Here is a 16248-nt window from a genome sequence, read left to right on the forward strand (position 1 = left end):
GCGGGGTGTGCACATAATAAAGCCGCCCAAACCAGTGGGCGGCTTTCATCACGTAAAGATCCGTCTGGATCAGCCCTGCGGGCCGACCGAAGCCAAATAGGCGGCAACATCTGCCCCGCCTTTTCTCAGCTTAAACGCCATGCGCGATTTTGCTTTGGAATCGTCCAGATATGTACGCAGGAAGCTGCGCGGGTCTGCTGCGTATTCCGCCAGGTTTGTTTCATCCCAGACAAGACCCGCCTCGCCTGCGGCGACGATATCGTCGCCATACCGGAAATCAGACGATCCAGCGACACGCCCGATGACCCCATAAAGGTTTGGCCCAGTACGGCCGCCTTTAACAACCTCGGTCCCGTCATCGGCCACGATCATGTGACATGATTTGCATTGGTTGAACGTCTTTTCACCGGCTGCTGCGTCACCCTCCGCAAAGGCGGGGGCTGCAAAGCTGATTGCTATGATGGCTGCAAAGGGTCTTATCATCACTGTCTCCTGAGTTGCTGTAATTACAACGTAGGGTATCGCGCCAAGAGTCAACAGTCGCGTTCGGATGGTCATGCGACTGCGTGAGAAATTGCGCATTGCTTCCAAAGGTCTTTCAACGCCATCACCAGATGTTCGATGTCATCAATGCTATGCAAAGGGGACGGCGTGAACCGCAGCCGTTCTGTGCCCTTGGGCACGGTGGGGTAATTGATTGGCTGCACGTAGATCCCGTATTGTTGCATCAAATAATCCGCGATCATGCGGCATTTGACGGGGTCTTTGATCATCACAGGGATGATATGGCTGGGGTTGTCCAGATGCGGAATTCCTTCCATATCCAAGCGCTTACGCAGATACGCGACCCTCTCGCGGTGCACGATGCGTTCGTGATCTGACTGCTTCAGATGTTGGATAGACACTTGCGCGGCTGCCGCCACCGCAGGGGGCAACGCGGTGGTAAAAATGAACCCCGACGCAAAGGACCGGATGAAATCGCACAGCGCGTCAGAGCCAGTGACATAGCCGCCCAAAACGCCATAGGCCTTGCCCAATGTGCCCTCGATCAAAGTAATGCGATCGGCCAAACCTTCGCGTTCCGAAATCCCGCCGCCGTGCGGGCCATAAAGACCCACCGCATGCACCTCGTCCAGGTAGGTCATCGCGCCGTGCTTTTCGGCCACCTCGACGATCTCTTTCATCGGGCAAATATCGCCGTCCATAGAATAGACGCTCTCAAAGGCGACAATCTTGGGGGCATTCGCCGGTAAGGCCGATAATTTACGATCCAGATCTTCGGGGTCATTGTGGCGCCACAACACCTTGTTGGCGCGCGAATGGCGGATGCCTTCGATCATCGACGCGTGGTTCAATTCGTCGCTAAGGATGACGCAATCAGGGATCCGCGCGCCCAACGTGCTGAGCGCCGCCCAATTGGACACATACCCAGACGTAAACAGCAACGCGCTTTGCTTGCCGTGCAAGTGGGCCAATTCAGCTTCGAGCAATTTGTGATTGTGGTTGGTCCCAGATATGTTGCGCGTGCCGCCCGCCCCTGCGCCGCAATTGTCGATGGCGTCTTTCATGGCGCGTGTGACGGCGGGGTGTTGGCCCATGCCCAAATAATCGTTTGAACACCACACTGTGACGTCGTCGGGGCTGTCGGCGTCGTGGCATTTGGCGCTGGGGAAGGCCCCTGATTTGCGTTCGAGCTCCGCAAAAATGCGGTAGTTTCCGTCGTTTTTTAACTCGTCCAGCTGCGCCTGGAACAGTGCATCAAAGTCCATGATGTCCCCCTTGGTGTTGCGTCGTTTTTTGGGTTGGTTTGGGCGCGGGAAGCATCCAGCGCCAGAGTTTTTCGTCTGGGATCGGCAGGACCATCATCCAATGCTCTAGCAAAGCCAGGGCGGTGATGGCGGTCAGTAAGGTAAATCCCACGATCGCACTGGGTGTATCGGCGGCATAAAGCCGTTCGAGCCAACAGGCGACCGCAAAGGTCAGCGCGGACACCGACATGGGAAACAGCCAGTTCATTGCGCGATGTCGAAAATGGCTGGGCAAATGCGCCAAGGCTTCGGGTAGAAAATCAATGTTGATTTTCGGCACACCCAAGAACAGGTTCAGTTTGGCGGATATGCGGGCAAAGAACAGCACCGCAAAGGTCCAGGTCGCAAATTGCGTCTGGGCATCAGCTTTCCAATCCACCCAAAACATGGTGATCAATGTTCCGACCAACAGCATCTCGTGGTAGGCAAGCGTCCCCCACGCGCGAATGAAACGTTCCCATTCGGCGGTATGGTCGGGCAAGGGCCGTAGGTTGGGCCCGGTGATGATACCGGTCAAAAACGCCAGTTCAATCCAGCCCCAAATCGCCAAGGCTGAAACAAATGCAAGATAGGCGCCAACGGCAGACACGTCCTGCAATGTTGCCCAAAACCCAACCACTCCGACACCCAAAAACGGCAGCCCCAGCAGCACAGCACGCCGCCGCGCGACCACCCCCTTGCGATCAGCCGATTTGACCACCCACAAGATCACCCCGGTGGAAAACCACCAGACAAACAGCGCAAACAAGGCCGGGATCCACGACATCATGCAGCATGCCCCAATGCAGCGTCGCGCACGGCGGCCTGATATCGACGGCGGGTCTGGGATTGCGCGCTATCTAAGGCCCCGCGACCCGGTACAACCGCGCAGTTTATGCCGGCTTTACGTCTCAATACGCGGGCTCCATGCGGGTCGAACTGGGCACCTGATGTTTGCGTGCAGGGATCGTGATCAGTGACACAAACGCCGTCGCTGCCCGTATTTGTGCCCCAATCTTCGCAAAAACCCGCCCTTGATCTGCCGCCGCCGCCAGATCTGCATTGGCCTTTTGCAGTTTCACCAACGTCGGCTGCCAACGGGGGTGTTCGATGTCCAATGTAATGGGAAAGATCTGTTGGGTCAGCTTTGACGTCTTGGTGTAAACTTCATGGGCGTACCAATCAGGATCGACGCCAAGGGCCTTATGAAACGCGGGCCGCTGATGGTCGCGCACACACATCGTGGCATATACGGCGGTCAGAAAGAACTTGATCCAATACACATTCATCCCAGAGGTCAGTTTTGGGTCAGTTTTCATCAGCAGGGCAAAGGCCTCGCCGTGGCTGAACTCGTCATTGCACCATTCTTCGAACCACTTGAAAATCGGATGAAACCGGTGTTCGGGGTGCGCCTGAAGGTGCCGAAAGATCGTAATATACCGCGCATACCCAATCTTTTCAGACAGATACGTGGCATAATAAATGAACTTGGGTCGGAAATAGGTGTATTTCTTCTTTTGCGTCAAAAACCCTAGGTTCACGGCCACACCGGCCTCGCGCAGGGCATCGTTGATGAACCCCGCATGCCGTGCTTCATCACGTGCCATCAATTGAAACAACTGGGTGATGTCTTTGTTCGCGCCGCGCCGCTTCATTTCTTTGTACAAAACACAGCCCGAAAATTCGGCGGTACAAGAACTGATCAGGAAGTCGATGAACTCTTTCTTCAGTTCGGGTTCCATCCCGTCCCAATCCACGTGATCCCAGTCTTCGTTCTTTTTGAAATGGCCTTTGTTGGGGTCGGACACCATCTGATCAATCAGGTGGTCCCAATCTTCGCGCACGGATGACACGTCAATCGCGTCCAGCTCGTCAAAGTCGGTGGTGTAAAACCGCGGCGTCAGCAGGGTGTTTTGCATGGCCACATCGGTGGCGTCTGTGCTGTCGAACTTGGATTGCTCTTCCTGAATGGCCAGGCTTTCCTCGACGGTGGTGGCATCGGCGGTGTGGGGCGCATTCGCGGGGCGACGGGTCTGGACGTTCATAGTGTGACCTCCTCAGAGAAAGAGAATTCGCACAGTTCCATGACCTCTAAATCACCGGTGAGCCGGGTCCAGAGACGCTCCAGCTTGCTGGCGCGGAAAATTGTGGCTTCGCGCTGTTCTGTGACGATCTCGCCAAAGGGGGCTATGATCTCGTCGCCGTGCACTTTGACCTCGTCGCCGGGATAGATGACCGCGCCATTGTCAAAGCGGACATGCGCATGCAGGCTTTCGAACTTGTGGCTGATCTCAACGGTGCAGGGGGCCCGTTCAACGTCTTTTGTCAGTAGTCCCATAGGTGGCTTCCTCCTAAGGTTTGGGTTGGTCCAGCAGCCTGGCGAAGGTGCGGGAATTAGATGCACCAAAGCCCATAAGCTCGGCGGTCCATCCGGTGGCGGGGTCGTATAGTGACAGGCGGTTGCCTGCGCGCAGTTGTAAGATGACGGGGCCGGTCGGCGCTGCGCCTATTTTGTTGCGTTCGCGTGCGATGACGCGTTCGATCCCGGCGACAAAACCGCCTGTTTCAGGCGTGAAATCAGCAATCAGCGCGCCCTGCGCATCCAAAACGCGCGCGGCCCCTGAGGCATCGCCTGTCAGAATAATCGCCCGTTCGGTGAGGAGAGCCGCCACAGGTGGTGTGTTTTGCACAGGCCGGTCCGTCAGGGTTGCAACGCTGACCAATGCCAGCACCACCCCTACCAGCCCAAACATCGCGCGCACCATGATGCGGGGCACCATGTCGTTGGGGGCTGCATGAATACGGGGGTGTGTTTGGGGGGTCATATCGGGTTACTCCGCAGCCACGGCGGGGTGCAGAACCGCGCGCTGAACTTGGGGGATGGCGATCCGCGCCTGCGCGGCATCGGCCAGCAACCGGGCAACCCTGTCGGCCTGCGGGATACACCGCAACGCCGGTTGTGGCTGGCGGATGTGCCAAGGGCGCACATGCGGCCAACACACCAGATAGCTAAGCTTTGTGTCGCCCATTGTTTCCAACGCGATGGTGCCCGTGCCGTTTTTGCGCAAATCTAGCATCGCATTGCCCACCTGCCGGTAGGGCAGGTTCAACGTCACCGTCAGGGCCGCGCCAATGCGCATGACAACCCGCGCATCAGTGACGGTATAGACGGTCGCACGGGCCTGTAGGTAGGCCACTGCCATCAGCAGCCCACACACCACGGCGCCCAAGATGACAAATGGCACCGCTGATCCGATCGCCCGCCCAAGCGGCAACAGATCCGCCATTGATAAAAACCGCCAGATGGTCAGCACCGCGAAATACCCCATCACCCATTTCAGGTTCAAGGCCTCAATGCTGAGACGGGCCCAGTCGGGTCGGCCTTGCCACAGGATGCGTTCGCCCTTGGGGGGCTCTTGGGGCAGCCCTTCGATGGGCTCAATCTCAAAATCATCGTGGGACATGGCGCGTACCTCTATCCGGGTTTTGGTGGGTCAGAGCTTGGGTTCGGCGCGGGTGCCAGCAAACAGTTTGCCGCCCCCGTAGTAGCCACAGATCTTATCTTCCTCGAGCAAGGTCACCTGACGGGGGCTGGCGATGGTAGGCACCGTCGCGAAATGTTTGCCATGCAGGGCATGCACGCTCACCCGGTTTGACCGGATGCGCGCAAAGGTAATCGGCAACAACCGCGTGCCAGCGCCCCATTTGCTATCGAGCTCCAGTTCCAGATAGCGCACCAATTGCTCGGGCTCATCGAGCCACATGTCGACGATCTTACCAATGATCTCGCCGTCACCCGCCATCACGGGCAACCCGCGCGGGTCGCGACCGGCCGCCACAACAAACCCTTCGGCACCTGACATAGGCACGATTTTGGGGTGGCCATGCCCGTCCAGTTCGGGGTGATCCTTGCGCGGCGCCCATGCTGCGGGGCCCACCCCATCCAACATTGGATCGCCCGTAGGTTCCAGCGGGAACCCATTGCCGGACCCTGTGCGTTTCAACGCGATATCTGCGCGTTCAGGGGCCTGACCGCTGGGCACGGTGACCTCACCGCGGCCGTGGGGCAATTTGAACGTTTTGTCTTCGGGCAGAGGCCACATGCTGGGGTTGGACGACGGGTTGCCTTCGTCGTCTTCCAAGGGGTAGCCTTCGCGCATATTTTCACGCTGGATCCAGATCACCAGGGCCGCAAAGAAAAAGTAAAACAACCACAGTACGATACTGGCCAGGTCAACTTCGCCAAAGAATGTTGCAGTCATGTTGTTTCCTTCTGAAACGGGGTCATGTTGGGAAATCGGCAAGACCCATGGGCCGGGTGCCGGTTTCTTTTGGGGTAAGCGGGCCACTGTCACGTACAAGCGGCCCCAAGATCACAAGCGTCATAAAAAGCAGGCCAATTTCGACGTGGTAGACAAAAGAATACCCCGTCGCGGGTGTATTGAGCACCTCGCCCAGCTGGCCGGTTGTTGCGGCATGACCAACCCAGTCGCGCAGCCCACCGCCAACGGCGATAGACAGCCCCGCCGCCGTGGCCTGTGCGGCACCCCATGCGCCCAAGGCAAGGCCGCGCCCTGCGGTGCCTGTTGCGGGCATGGTCATCGCGGCGGTCAGTGTGGCCACCGCGAACAACCCGCCGCCAAAGCCGATCAGGCCAGCGCCTGCAAAAAACAGCGTATTGGTGTGCATGGGCGCCGCAAAGATCACCATCGAAAACGCCCAGATCCCTGCCACGATACCCGCAGCGGCCAGACGGTAGGGGTTGGACCCTTTCGCCAGCCGCCCGCCCGCCAACGCGAACCCCAACAGGGCACCCGCCGCCCAAAGCGCAGTTAAAAGGGTCGTGGCCGACACCGACAACCCGAGGATTTCGCCGCCGTAGGGTTCCAGCAGCACGTCTTGCATATTGAACGCCATCGTGCCGACAAAGACACATAGCAACAGGCGCCCGGCGCGGCCGCCCTGCATGAAATCGGCCCATGCGTCTGAAAAAGACGGACGTGGCGCGCTGCGTTCGGCGCGGGTCATCGGGCGGATGTATTCTTGTTTCCACAGTGCGATCAGGTTGAGCACAACCCCAGCGACAGCCGCCCCCTGCACCACACGGATCAGCTTTAGCGCGGTGAAATCGGTCAGCAACACGCCCATGATGAGCGCAGACACGCCCATGCCGACCAAGAACATCACATAAAGCAACGCAACCACGCGCGGGCGGGTGTCATCTGTCGCGCGGTCAGACGCCAGCGCCAGACCCGCCGTTTGGGTCATATGCATGCCCAAACCCGTCATCACAAAGGCCAATGCGGCCAGCACTTCGCCTGCAAAGGGGACGTCATGCACCACATCGCCGCCCAGAACCAGCAAGGCAAAGGGCATCACCGCAAGGCCACCGAACTGCCACAGCGACCCAAACCAGATATAGGGCACACGTTTCCACCCAATGGCGGATTTATGCGTGTCCGACCGGAACCCCAGCAGCGCCCGGAACGGCGCGATCAGCACCGGCAGTGCGATCATCATGGCAACGATCATCGCCGGCACGCTTAGTTCTACGATCATCACGCGGTTGAGCGTGCCCAGCAGCAGCACAGACGCCATCCCCACCGACACCTGAAACAGCGACAACCGCAACAGTTGCGCCATTGGCAAGTCCGCGCTGGCCGCATCGGCAAAGGGCATCGCCCGCAGCGACAGGGATCGCAGGCGCGTCGTCATCCACGCACCTCCATGGCCTGCGAAATGTAGAACCCGGATGTCACCCGGTCGACGGGCCGGATGAGGCCACGCACGCCTTTGGTGCGCGCGATCTGCGCCAAAGGCCCATGCGCATGGGGAATCATCACGGGGCTACGGTCTGACCGGGGAAAGAGCCTGCCTGCATGCCACATTGCCATCAACAACCGGGTGCGTGGGGCAACGGTAAAGACAATCGCACCGCGCGTGCGTTTTTCTAACCCGGCCAGAGCCACGCCAATATCGGCGGCATCGTAATAAATCAGGCTGTCCATGGCGATCACGTGATCGAACCGCCCCAGGCCCGGGTTTAGCATGTCACCAGAGGAAAATTGCACCCGGTGGCGCAGGTTTTCGGGCAGGCGCCGTTGTGCAATTTCAACCAGTTGTGGCGAGATATCAATGGCCAGTACCTCGGCGCCGCGCGCGGCCAATTCGGCGGTCATTTGGCCTGCGCCGCATCCTGCGTCCAACACCCGTTGGCCCGTCAGATCGGCGGGCAATCTGCTTAACAGCAAGGCGCGCATTTGGTCGCGCCCTGCCCGCACCGTCTGCCGGATTTTTGAGACAGGCGCATCCGACGTCAACCGTTCCCATGTGCGGGTCGCGGTCTTGTCGAAATAGGTTTCGACCCGGTCGCGGGTGGCGTCATAGCCCGGTTGCGCCCGCGAGGGGGCATCATCGCCCGTCGTATGAATGAAAGCAGCGTCGCGCATCAATCAAACCCCAGCAATTCGAAAATATCACGGTCGGGCAGAGGGGCGGGGGCCAAGGGCTCGGTGCCGTTCCATAGGGTTTCGGCCAACCGGATGTATTCCTTGCGCACGTGCACGATTTCTTCGTCGTCGGGCATTTCGAACAGTGTTTTCTTTTTCAGGCGCGACCGGCGGATGGCGTCCAGATCAGGCAGATGCGCGATGCGGTTGAACCCCACCGTTTTGCAATACCGGTCGACCTCGTCGGTTTCGCGTGACCGGTTGGCGACACACCCCGCAAGGCGCACCTTGTAGTTGGCCGATTTGGCCTGCACGGCGGCGATGATCCGGTTCATCGCGTAGATGCTGTCGAAATCATTGGCGGTGACGATCAGCGCGCGATCGGCATGTTGCAAGGGGGCTGCAAACCCACCGCAGACCACATCGCCCAAGACGTCAAAGATCACCACATCGGTGTCTTCCAGCAAATGATGTTGTTTGAGCAATTTGACCGTTTGCCCCACCACGTATCCGCCACACCCGGTGCCCGCAGGCGGCCCACCGGCCTCAACGCATTTCACACCGTTGAACCCCTCAAACACGAAATCTTCGGCGCGCAGTTCTTCAGGGTGGAAATCGACCTCCTTGAGGATATCGATCACCGTGGGCTGCAACATGCCCGTCAGGGTGAATGTGCTGTCGTGTTTGGGGTCACAGCCGATCTGCAACACCCGTTTGCCCAACATCGAAAAGGCCGCCGACAGGTTGGATGATGTCGTCGATTTGCCGATGCCGCCCTTGCCATAGACAGAAAACACCTTGGCGCCTTCGATCTTGGCGGTGCTGTCTTGATGGACCTGCACCGATCCTTCGCCGTCCTGCCCGCGCAGGCTGGGGGGTGTTCTGTCCAGTGGGCTCATAGCAAACGTCCTTCCAGGGGCGCACACCCCGTGATTGTTGCGAAAATATAGCCGTCAGAGGCCCCTGCGCGTGATGCGATGTTCATTGCGCCGCGACCCCTTCGAGCTGATCTTCCAATGCATCGGCGGCCTCTTGCAGGGCGGCCAATGTTTCTGCGTCCGGGGACCAATAGTTGCGGTCGTTGGCTTCCAGCAGACGGTTGGCCATACGACTGGATGCGGTGGGGTTCAGATCTGCCAACCGCTGGCGCATTTCGGCGTCCAACACAAAGGTTTCGGAAATCCGTTGGTACACCCATGGATCGACCTGACCAGTGGTGGCCGACCAGCCCAATGTGTTGGTCACAGTTGCCTCGATCTGGCGCACGCCTTCGGGGCCGTGTTTCAGCAGCCCTTCAAAGAACTTGGGGTTCAGACTGCGGGCGCGGGTCTCTAGGGCAACTTGATCACGCAGGGTGCGGACCTTGCCGGCGCCACGGGTCTGGTCGCCAATATAGACGGCCGCATCTGTGCCCTTGGCGCGTTTCACCGCGCGGGCAATGCCGCCCAACGTGTCAAAATAGTGATCCACCGTGGTCACGCCTAACTCGACGGATTCGAGGTTTTGATAGGCCACGTCGACCTCTGCCAAGGTCGCCTGCAACAGCGCCGAATTTGCCGTTGCTTTGCCATCGGTGCCGTAGGCAAAGCTTTTGCGGGCTTCATAGGCGTCGGCCAATTCGTCTTCGTCCCCAAACGCCGAGCTGTCCACCAACCCGTTTACGTTTGACCCATAGGCCCCTTCGGCGTTGGAAAAGACCCGCAATGCGGCCTCGTCCATGGTGCAGCCGGTTTTGTTTGCGTAGGCCAACGCATGGGCGCGGATATAGTTTTGCGCAGGCGGCTCATCGGCGGTGGCGCATTTCAGTGCCGCTTCGGCCAACATACGCGTTTGCAAGGGCAGCAGATCGCGGAAGATCCCCGATAGGGTCATGATCACGTCAATGCGTGGGCGGCCAAGGGTATCTAGTGGTGTCAGATCTGCGCCGCAAATCCGGCCGAAACTGTCAAACCGGGGCACGCAGCCCATCAACGCCAGCGCCTGCGCAATCGGGCCGCCGTCGGATTTGATGTTGTCGCTGCCCCACAGCACCAAGGCGACGGTACGCGGCAGGCTGTCGTGGGTATCGAGCAGCAGTTGCGCCTGTTTGGCGCCATCCTGACAGGCAAATGCAGTGGGCATCCGAAACGGATCAAACGCGTGAATATTGCGCCCGGTGGGCAAGATTTCGGGGGACCGGATCAGATCGCCGCCCGCAACCGGCGGCGTGAAATGCCCCGCCAGCGCGGCCATCAGCGCATCCAGTTCCGTTTCGCGTTGCAACAGGTGATCCGCGCGCGCGCGGGTGTCGGCATCGATATCGGGCAAAATCCGCAGGTATTCGGCGCGCGCGGCGTCAGACAGCGGTTGGCCCACCACATGCAACCCATCGGGGATCAACGCGTCTTGGGTTTCCAGCAGCTTGATCCACAGGGCATCTGCGGGGGTGCCATCCATATCCACCGCTGCGGCTTGTTGGGCGATCAGGGTTTCCAATTCGGCGCGTTCTGATGCGCCGGGGGATGTGCCGCGCCACCGCGTCAGGCTGTCTTTTAGCTCGGCCAGGCCCTTGTACAGGCCCGCCGTTGCCAAAGGCGGTGTCAGGTGGCTGATTGTAACGGCGTTGCTGCGGCGTTTGGCCAATGTCGCCTCGGACGGGTTGTTGGCCGCGTAAAGATAAACGTTGGGCAGGTCTCCGATCAACCGGTCGGGCCAGTCTGCGCCGCTTGGGCCTGCCTGTTTGCCGGGCATGAATTCCAACGCCCCATGCATTCCGAAATGCAGCAAAACATCGGCCCGTAATGTGTTTTTTAACCATAAATAAAAGGTCGCAAAGGCATGCGTTGGCGCAAAGCCGCGTTCAAACAACAGGCGCATTGGGTCGCCTTCGTAGCCAAAGGCGGGCTGTAACCCAACAAACACCTTGCCAAACTGGCACCCCAACACAAACACGCCGCGCCCGTCTGATTGCACACGGCCCGGCGCGGGGCCCCATTGCGCCTCGATCTCGTTTAGCCAAGGAGTGTTGGCGACGATCGTATCCGCACTGACGTGGGCGGCGACATTGGCCTCTTGGCCGAATTGCTGCGCGCTGCCTTGCAGGACTGCGGCGCGCAAGGCATCAACCGTATCAGGGACATCTACATCGTAGCCTTCAGTTTTCATGCGGTTTAACGTGTTGAACAGGCTTTCAAAAACGCTGAGGTAGGCGGCGGTGCCCGCGGCCCCCGCATTGGGTGGGAACCCAAAAAGCACTATTCCGACGGTGCGGTTGAATGTGTCAGAACGGCGCAGACGGGCCTGCCGTTCGACGCGCGCGACCAATACATCGATACGCTCGGGACAGGGCGCCATGGCTTTGTGTTCGGACGGGGCCGCGCAATGATGGGCGCAACCGGTGCAGCCCTGTGCGCCGTGCCGCCCCGCAAAAACGGTGGGGGTTGTCGCCCCGTCTAATTCCGGCAAAGCGATCAGCATGGTGGTTTCTATCGGCCCAAGCCCCTGCTCCGAGGCGGCCCATTGTTGCAACGTTTGAAATTCCAACGGGTGTGCGGCGATATAGGGCACATCCAGCCCCTGCAACACGTCAACTGCGGCGGCGTTGTCGTTGTAGGCAGGCCCTCCCACCAACGAAAACCCGGTCAGCGACACCAAAGCATCGATCTTGGGACCATTGTCGTCGCGGAAATAGGCGTCGATTGCGGGGCGCCCATCCAAGCCCCCCGAAAACCCGGCGAGCACCCGTATACCGCGCGCTTCAAATGCACGGATCACCGCATCATAGTGGGCCGTATCAGACGACAGCACATAAGACCGCATCATCAACAACCCGACCGTCAGTTCCGCGCCTTTGGGGTGGGGGATCTGCGTGGCATCGGTGGCAATACGCCCCGGCAGATCGGGGTGATAGAGGCCTGCGTCTGGGTATTCGATGGGGGCTGCAGCCTCTGGGGCGGCGGTCCATCCAGTGTCTTTGGCATAGCGGTTGATCAAAAACCGCACCATCGCCTCGACGTTGTCATCCGACCCGCCCAGCCAGTACTGCATCGTCAAAAACCAGGCGCGTAAATCCTGACTTTTGCCCGGTAGGTATTTCAGGATCTTGGGCAGCCGCCGCAACAGCGCCATTTTCTGCGCGCCCGACGAACTGGACGGTTTGGATGACCCGCGAAGCCGCTTCATAAGCTTCATGGTGCCCGATTGCGGCGCCATCATATCAAGCGTGCCCATGCGGGTCAGCTTGACAATAGCGGCATCAGCGATCACCCCGATCATGGCATCGCAGTGGTCGCGCCGCGCGGAAAGCGCAGGCAGGATGCGGCAGATATGTTCTTCGAGAAACAGCAGGTTACAGATGATAATATCGCCCGTTTCCACCGCATCACGCGCCGCTTCAAACGCGCCGGGGGTTTCGCCCCATTCCGCGGCAGCATGCACCGACAACGACAAGCCCGGATAATCGCGCGCCAACGTATCCATTGCCCGCACCGCCGGCCCGGCCGCGTGATTGTCTAACGTCAAGATCACGACGCGGTAACCGGGCAAGCGCCCGTTTATGCCCTGTTCATCGCGCATAATGGGCCTTGGCCTCATAAAGCGTATCGACGTTGATCTCGGCAACGCCGCGTTCAGACGCAAAGGTTTCGGTGTTGCGCCGGGCTTTGCCGCGTACAAAAAACGGGATTTTTTTCAATTCGCGTTCGGCGTCATCCAGCCAGATCACATCTGCACCCGAAGGCGCGGTTTCGACCGGCTGCGCGGGGGCATCCGGTTTGGGCGCGTGGCCGCCATGGTGGGACGGGCCCGCCGCATCGTTGAACTCAAAGTCATCGCGAAACATGTGCAGCAGGTGTTCTTCAAGGCCCATCACCAGCGGATGCACCCAAGTGTCAAAGATCACATTCGCGCCCTCGATGCCCATTTGGGGGGAATACCGCGCGGGGAAATCCTGCACATGCACCGGCGCCGAGATCACAGCGCAGGGGATGCCCAGACGTTTGCCAATGTGGCGTTCCATTTGGGTGCCCAAGATCATTTCGGGCTGTAAGGCTTCGATCACGCGTTCGACTTCGAGGTAGTCATCGGTGATGGTGGCATCGACGCCGTAGTCTTTGGCCAATGCGCGGATCGGGCGGGCCATTTCGCGGTTGTAACACCCCAACCCGACGACCTCGAACCCCATTTCGTCTCGGGCAATGCGGGCGGCGGCGGCCACATGGGTGCCATCGCCAAACACAAAGACACGCTTGCCGGTCAGGTAGGTGCTGTCGACCGATTTTGAATACCACGGCAGGCGTAACCGGCTGTCATCGAGATGCGGCGCAACACCGGTGATCTGCGCCACTTCGGCGACAAAATCGCGCGTGGCGCCCACGCCGATTGGTACGGTTTTGGTGTAGGGTTGGCCCAATTCGCGGTCCAACCACCGCGCCGCTGTTTCGGCTGTTTCGGGGTACATCAGCACGTTGAAATGCCCAGCCCCCATGCGGGCGATATCCGCGGGGGATGCTGTCATCGGGGCCACGACGTTGATGCTGATGCCCATGTCAGACAGCAGCGCCGTGATTTCGGTGATGTCATCGCGGTGGCGAAACCCCAACGCGGTGGGCCCAATCAGATTACAGCTGATCTGGCGGGTGCGGTCCATGGGTTTGGCCAAGGCGCGCACGATCTGAAATAACGTCTCATCGGCGCCAAAGTTTTCTTTGCGTTGGTAGCTGGGCAGTTCCAACGGGATGACCGGGACAGGGATGCCCATGGTTTCGGCCATACCACCCGGATCATCCTGGATCAGCTCTGCGGTGCAAGACGCACCCACAATCAGGGCCTGCGGTTTGAACCGGTCATAGGCATCTTGCAGCGATGTTTTGAAGAGGTTTGCCGTATCAGAGCCCAGATCGCGGGCCTGAAATGTTGTATATGTGACAGGCGGACGATGGTCGCGCCGTTCGATCATGGTGAACAACAGGTCGGCGTAGGTGTCGCCTTGGGGCGCGTGCAGTACGTAGTGCAGCCCGGTCATGCCGGTGGCCACGCGCATCGCGCCGACGTGGGGCGGGCCCTCGTATGTCCAGACGGTCAGCTTCATGACCCGCGTCTGGTGCACGTAGTATGGGGGCACCGGAACGTCATGCGCTGGCCTCAAGACGCAGCAGATCCGCGCGGCGCACAGGGCGCGAGAACAACCCGGCAAGATCACCCGCCTGTTCGTAGAAATGCACGGGCGTAAAGACCAACTCAATCGCCCATTTGGTTGACAGCCCGTCTGCCTCAAGTGGGTTGGCCAGCCCCAAACCGCAAACGGTCAGATCGGGGCGTGCGGCACGGCAGCGATCAAGTTGCAGATCAACGTCTTGGCCTTCGGACAAGGTGGGCCCTTGGGCCAACATATCCAGATCGCGGCCAACGATGCCTTTGTGAATGAACGGCGCGCCGACTTCGATGGCCTGCATGCCACATTCGCGGGTTAGAAACCGGGCCAGCGGGATTTCCAGCTGGCTGTCGGGGAAAAAGAAGATGGATTTGCCGTGCAGCGCCTGTGACGCTTGGGCGATGGCCTTGCGGGCCCGGGCGCGCGGCGCGGCGGTGACGCGGTCAAATGTATCGGCGTCGATGCCAAATTCATTGGCGATGACACGTAGCCATGCGGTTGTGCCTTCTTCGCCAAAAGGGAAGGGGGCGGGCAGATGGCGGGCGCCGCGACGTTCGAGCGCGGCATGTGTATCGCCAAGAAACGGTTGCGTCAGGGCAAATACGGTATTGTCGCCAATCCCAAGATCGGCGTCTGCGCGCGGGGCCGGCAAGACCTTGATGGGGCCGATACCCATGTCGCGCAACAGCGACACGGCCTGTTCCTCGACGACATCGGGCAGCGCCCCGACCAGCAACAATTGGCGGGTGTCGGTGTTTGGCAGCACGGGGACCATGGACGCAAGGCACGCGTCTTCGCCTTGGGTAAAGGTCGTTTCGATCCCCGAGCCAGAGAAATTCAGAACCCGCACAGAAGGCGCGTATTTTTCGGTCATCCGTTCGGCGGCGCGGCTGAGGTCAAGCTTGATAACCTCGGACGGGCAGGACCCGACAAGGAACAATTGTTTGATGTCCGTGCGCCGGGCCAACAGTTGATCGACGACCTTGTCGAGCTCGGTCTGCGCATCGGCCAGGCCTGCTAGGTCGGTCTCTTCGAGAATCGCCGTGCCAAAGCGCGGTTCGGCAAAGATCATCACGCCCGCCGCGGATTGTAGCAGATGCGCGCAGGTCCGGCTGCCGATAACCAAAAAGAACGCATCCTGCATTTTGCGATGTAGCCAGATGATGCCTGTCAGGCCGCAAAAGACCTCGCGTTGGCCGCGTTGTTTGAGAATCGGCTCGTCACGGCATCCGGCGGACAGGGGCACGCGGGGCAATTCGGTCATGCGGAGGCCTCGCGTAATGGGGGGCGTGCGGTTTGGGCCTGCAAGCGGGCGGCCTTGAGTTTGAGAATAAATTGCACTGCGTTGATCAGATACGCCGCATATGCGGTCAGCGCCAAACCCATCAACGATACGGGCGACAGGGCGGCTGAGAACAGCGCCCAAAGATACGCCGTATGCAACGCGATCACGGCAAAGGAAAAGACGTCTTCCCAAAAGAACGCAGGGGCGAAAAGGTATTGACCAAAAACGGTTTTTTCCCAAATCGCGCCGGTGATCATGATCAGGTAAAGCAGCGCGGTTTTCAGCACAATCGAGGCGGTTGCTATGTCGTAGCCCGACCCGGTGACCAAGTACCGCACGACCAAAGCGACTGAGACAAGGAAAACCGCAAATTGAAGGGGGGCCAGAATGCCTTGGATCAGGGTCCAGACGGTCGCATCACGCCGCAGTCGTTCCTCTGCGGTATAAAGCCCTGCTGGCACAGATTTTCTTGCGGCTTGGCTGTGCATTGCCCTAAAGACCTCTCCCAAATCCTTTCATTGAGCGTAGCGGCATTGTTGGAAAAGTGTCAACGTAAACTTACACTGCTATGAAATTTGATTGACATCTTCGGATTGG

At 59.5% G+C, this 16248-nt stretch carries 15 protein-coding genes; all 15 read right to left on the reverse strand.

From position 1 onward, the window contains the following. Positions 1 to 69: 69 nt before the first annotated feature. Positions 70 to 483, reverse strand: coding sequence for a cytochrome C (locus ABJH13_RS00970; protein WP_348404341.1), 414 nt, complete (start codon positions 481 to 483; stop codon positions 70 to 72). Between the two features lie 71 nt (positions 484 to 554). Then, the gene (gene hemA / locus ABJH13_RS00975; protein WP_348404342.1) at positions 555 to 1769 is read right to left on the reverse strand and encodes a 5-aminolevulinate synthase; all 1215 of its coding nucleotides are present in this window, start codon (positions 1767 to 1769) and stop codon (positions 555 to 557) included. Next, positions 1759 to 2577 (reverse strand): putative photosynthetic complex assembly protein PuhE, encoded by an 819-nt coding sequence (gene puhE / locus ABJH13_RS00980; protein ID WP_348404343.1) that lies wholly within the window; start codon positions 2575 to 2577, stop codon positions 1759 to 1761. The genes hemA and puhE overlap by 11 nt, the downstream gene beginning before the upstream one ends. A 121-nt stretch (positions 2578 to 2698) precedes the next feature. After that, on the reverse strand, positions 2699 to 3832 hold the full coding sequence (acsF, locus tag ABJH13_RS00985) for a magnesium-protoporphyrin IX monomethyl ester (oxidative) cyclase (RefSeq protein ID WP_348404344.1): 1134 nt from the start codon (positions 3830 to 3832) through the stop codon (positions 2699 to 2701). After that, complete coding sequence (locus tag ABJH13_RS00990) at positions 3829 to 4125, reverse strand: hypothetical protein (protein ID WP_348404345.1); 297 nt, start codon at positions 4123 to 4125, stop codon at positions 3829 to 3831. Before ABJH13_RS00990 ends, acsF begins: the two co-directional genes overlap by 4 nt. 13 nt (positions 4126 to 4138) lie before the next feature. After that, complete coding sequence (puhC, locus tag ABJH13_RS00995) at positions 4139 to 4612, reverse strand: photosynthetic complex assembly protein PuhC (RefSeq protein WP_348404346.1); 474 nt, start codon at positions 4610 to 4612, stop codon at positions 4139 to 4141. 6 nt (positions 4613 to 4618) lie between these two features. Beyond that, positions 4619 to 5251, reverse strand: a complete 633-nt coding sequence (puhB, locus tag ABJH13_RS01000) for a photosynthetic complex putative assembly protein PuhB (protein WP_348404347.1) — start codon at positions 5249 to 5251, stop codon at positions 4619 to 4621. Positions 5252 to 5281: 30 nt separating this feature from the next. After that, entirely contained in the window at positions 5282 to 6049 is a 768-nt protein-coding gene (gene puhA / locus ABJH13_RS01005) for a photosynthetic reaction center subunit H (protein ID WP_348404348.1), read from the reverse strand. 22 nt (positions 6050 to 6071) lie between these two features. Further along, positions 6072 to 7502 (reverse strand): MFS transporter, encoded by a 1431-nt coding sequence (locus ABJH13_RS01010; protein ID WP_348404349.1) that lies wholly within the window; start codon positions 7500 to 7502, stop codon positions 6072 to 6074. Further along, positions 7499 to 8236: a magnesium protoporphyrin IX methyltransferase gene (bchM, locus tag ABJH13_RS01015; RefSeq protein ID WP_348404350.1), complete on the reverse strand. Its 738-nt coding sequence runs from the start codon at positions 8234 to 8236 to the stop codon at positions 7499 to 7501. The genes ABJH13_RS01010 and bchM overlap by 4 nt, the downstream gene beginning before the upstream one ends. Further along, positions 8236 to 9135 (reverse strand): ferredoxin:protochlorophyllide reductase (ATP-dependent) iron-sulfur ATP-binding protein, encoded by a 900-nt coding sequence (gene bchL, locus ABJH13_RS01020; RefSeq protein WP_348404351.1) that lies wholly within the window; start codon positions 9133 to 9135, stop codon positions 8236 to 8238. Before bchL ends, bchM begins: the two co-directional genes overlap by 1 nt. A gap of 82 nt (positions 9136 to 9217) precedes the next feature. Continuing rightward, positions 9218 to 12790 (reverse strand): magnesium chelatase subunit H, encoded by a 3573-nt coding sequence (locus ABJH13_RS01025; protein WP_348404352.1) that lies wholly within the window; start codon positions 12788 to 12790, stop codon positions 9218 to 9220. Continuing rightward, positions 12780 to 14303, reverse strand: coding sequence for a ferredoxin:protochlorophyllide reductase (ATP-dependent) subunit B (gene bchB, locus ABJH13_RS01030; RefSeq protein WP_348404387.1), 1524 nt, complete (start codon positions 14301 to 14303; stop codon positions 12780 to 12782). Before bchB ends, ABJH13_RS01025 begins: the two co-directional genes overlap by 11 nt. Positions 14304 to 14343: 40 nt before the next feature. Further along, on the reverse strand, positions 14344 to 15630 hold the full coding sequence (locus ABJH13_RS01035) for a ferredoxin:protochlorophyllide reductase (ATP-dependent) subunit N (RefSeq protein WP_348404353.1): 1287 nt from the start codon (positions 15628 to 15630) through the stop codon (positions 14344 to 14346). Continuing rightward, the gene (gene bchF / locus ABJH13_RS01040) at positions 15627 to 16139 is read right to left on the reverse strand and encodes a 2-vinyl bacteriochlorophyllide hydratase (protein ID WP_348404354.1); all 513 of its coding nucleotides are present in this window, start codon (positions 16137 to 16139) and stop codon (positions 15627 to 15629) included. The genes ABJH13_RS01035 and bchF overlap by 4 nt, the downstream gene beginning before the upstream one ends. Between the last annotated feature and the right edge of the window lie 109 nt (positions 16140 to 16248).

This window comes from Roseobacter sp., from assembly GCF_039970775.1.
Lineage (GTDB): Bacteria > Pseudomonadota > Alphaproteobacteria > Rhodobacterales > Rhodobacteraceae > Roseobacter.

Bases quoted from the DNA above. Each gene is read 5' to 3' on its own strand.
- puhA (WP_348404348.1), bottom strand. From the start codon at position 6,049: ATGACTGCAACATTCTTTGGCGAAGTTGACCTGGCCAGTATCGTACTG.
- puhB (WP_348404347.1), bottom strand. From the start codon at position 5,251: ATGTCCCACGATGATTTTGAGATTGAGCCCATCGAAGGGCTGCCCCAA.
- ABJH13_RS01025 (WP_348404352.1), bottom strand. From the start codon at position 12,790: ATGCGCGATGAACAGGGCATAAACGGGCGCTTGCCCGGTTACCGCGTC.
- bchL (WP_348404351.1), bottom strand. From the start codon at position 9,135: ATGAGCCCACTGGACAGAACACCCCCCAGCCTGCGCGGGCAGGACGGC.
- acsF (WP_348404344.1), bottom strand. From the start codon at position 3,832: ATGAACGTCCAGACCCGTCGCCCCGCGAATGCGCCCCACACCGCCGAT.
- bchM (WP_348404350.1), bottom strand. From the start codon at position 8,236: ATGCGCGACGCTGCTTTCATTCATACGACGGGCGATGATGCCCCCTCG.
- ABJH13_RS00990 (WP_348404345.1), bottom strand. From the start codon at position 4,125: ATGGGACTACTGACAAAAGACGTTGAACGGGCCCCCTGCACCGTTGAG.
- ABJH13_RS01035 (WP_348404353.1), bottom strand. From the start codon at position 15,630: ATGACCGAATTGCCCCGCGTGCCCCTGTCCGCCGGATGCCGTGACGAG.
- puhE (WP_348404343.1), bottom strand. From the start codon at position 2,577: ATGATGTCGTGGATCCCGGCCTTGTTTGCGCTGTTTGTCTGGTGGTTT.
- puhC (WP_348404346.1), bottom strand. From the start codon at position 4,612: ATGACCCCCCAAACACACCCCCGTATTCATGCAGCCCCCAACGACATG.
- ABJH13_RS01010 (WP_348404349.1), bottom strand. From the start codon at position 7,502: ATGACGACGCGCCTGCGATCCCTGTCGCTGCGGGCGATGCCCTTTGCC.
- bchF (WP_348404354.1), bottom strand. From the start codon at position 16,139: ATGCACAGCCAAGCCGCAAGAAAATCTGTGCCAGCAGGGCTTTATACC.
- hemA (WP_348404342.1), bottom strand. From the start codon at position 1,769: ATGGACTTTGATGCACTGTTCCAGGCGCAGCTGGACGAGTTAAAAAAC.
- ABJH13_RS00970 (WP_348404341.1), bottom strand. From the start codon at position 483: ATGATAAGACCCTTTGCAGCCATCATAGCAATCAGCTTTGCAGCCCCC.
- bchB (WP_348404387.1), bottom strand. From the start codon at position 14,303: ATGAAGCTGACCGTCTGGACATACGAGGGCCCGCCCCACGTCGGCGCG.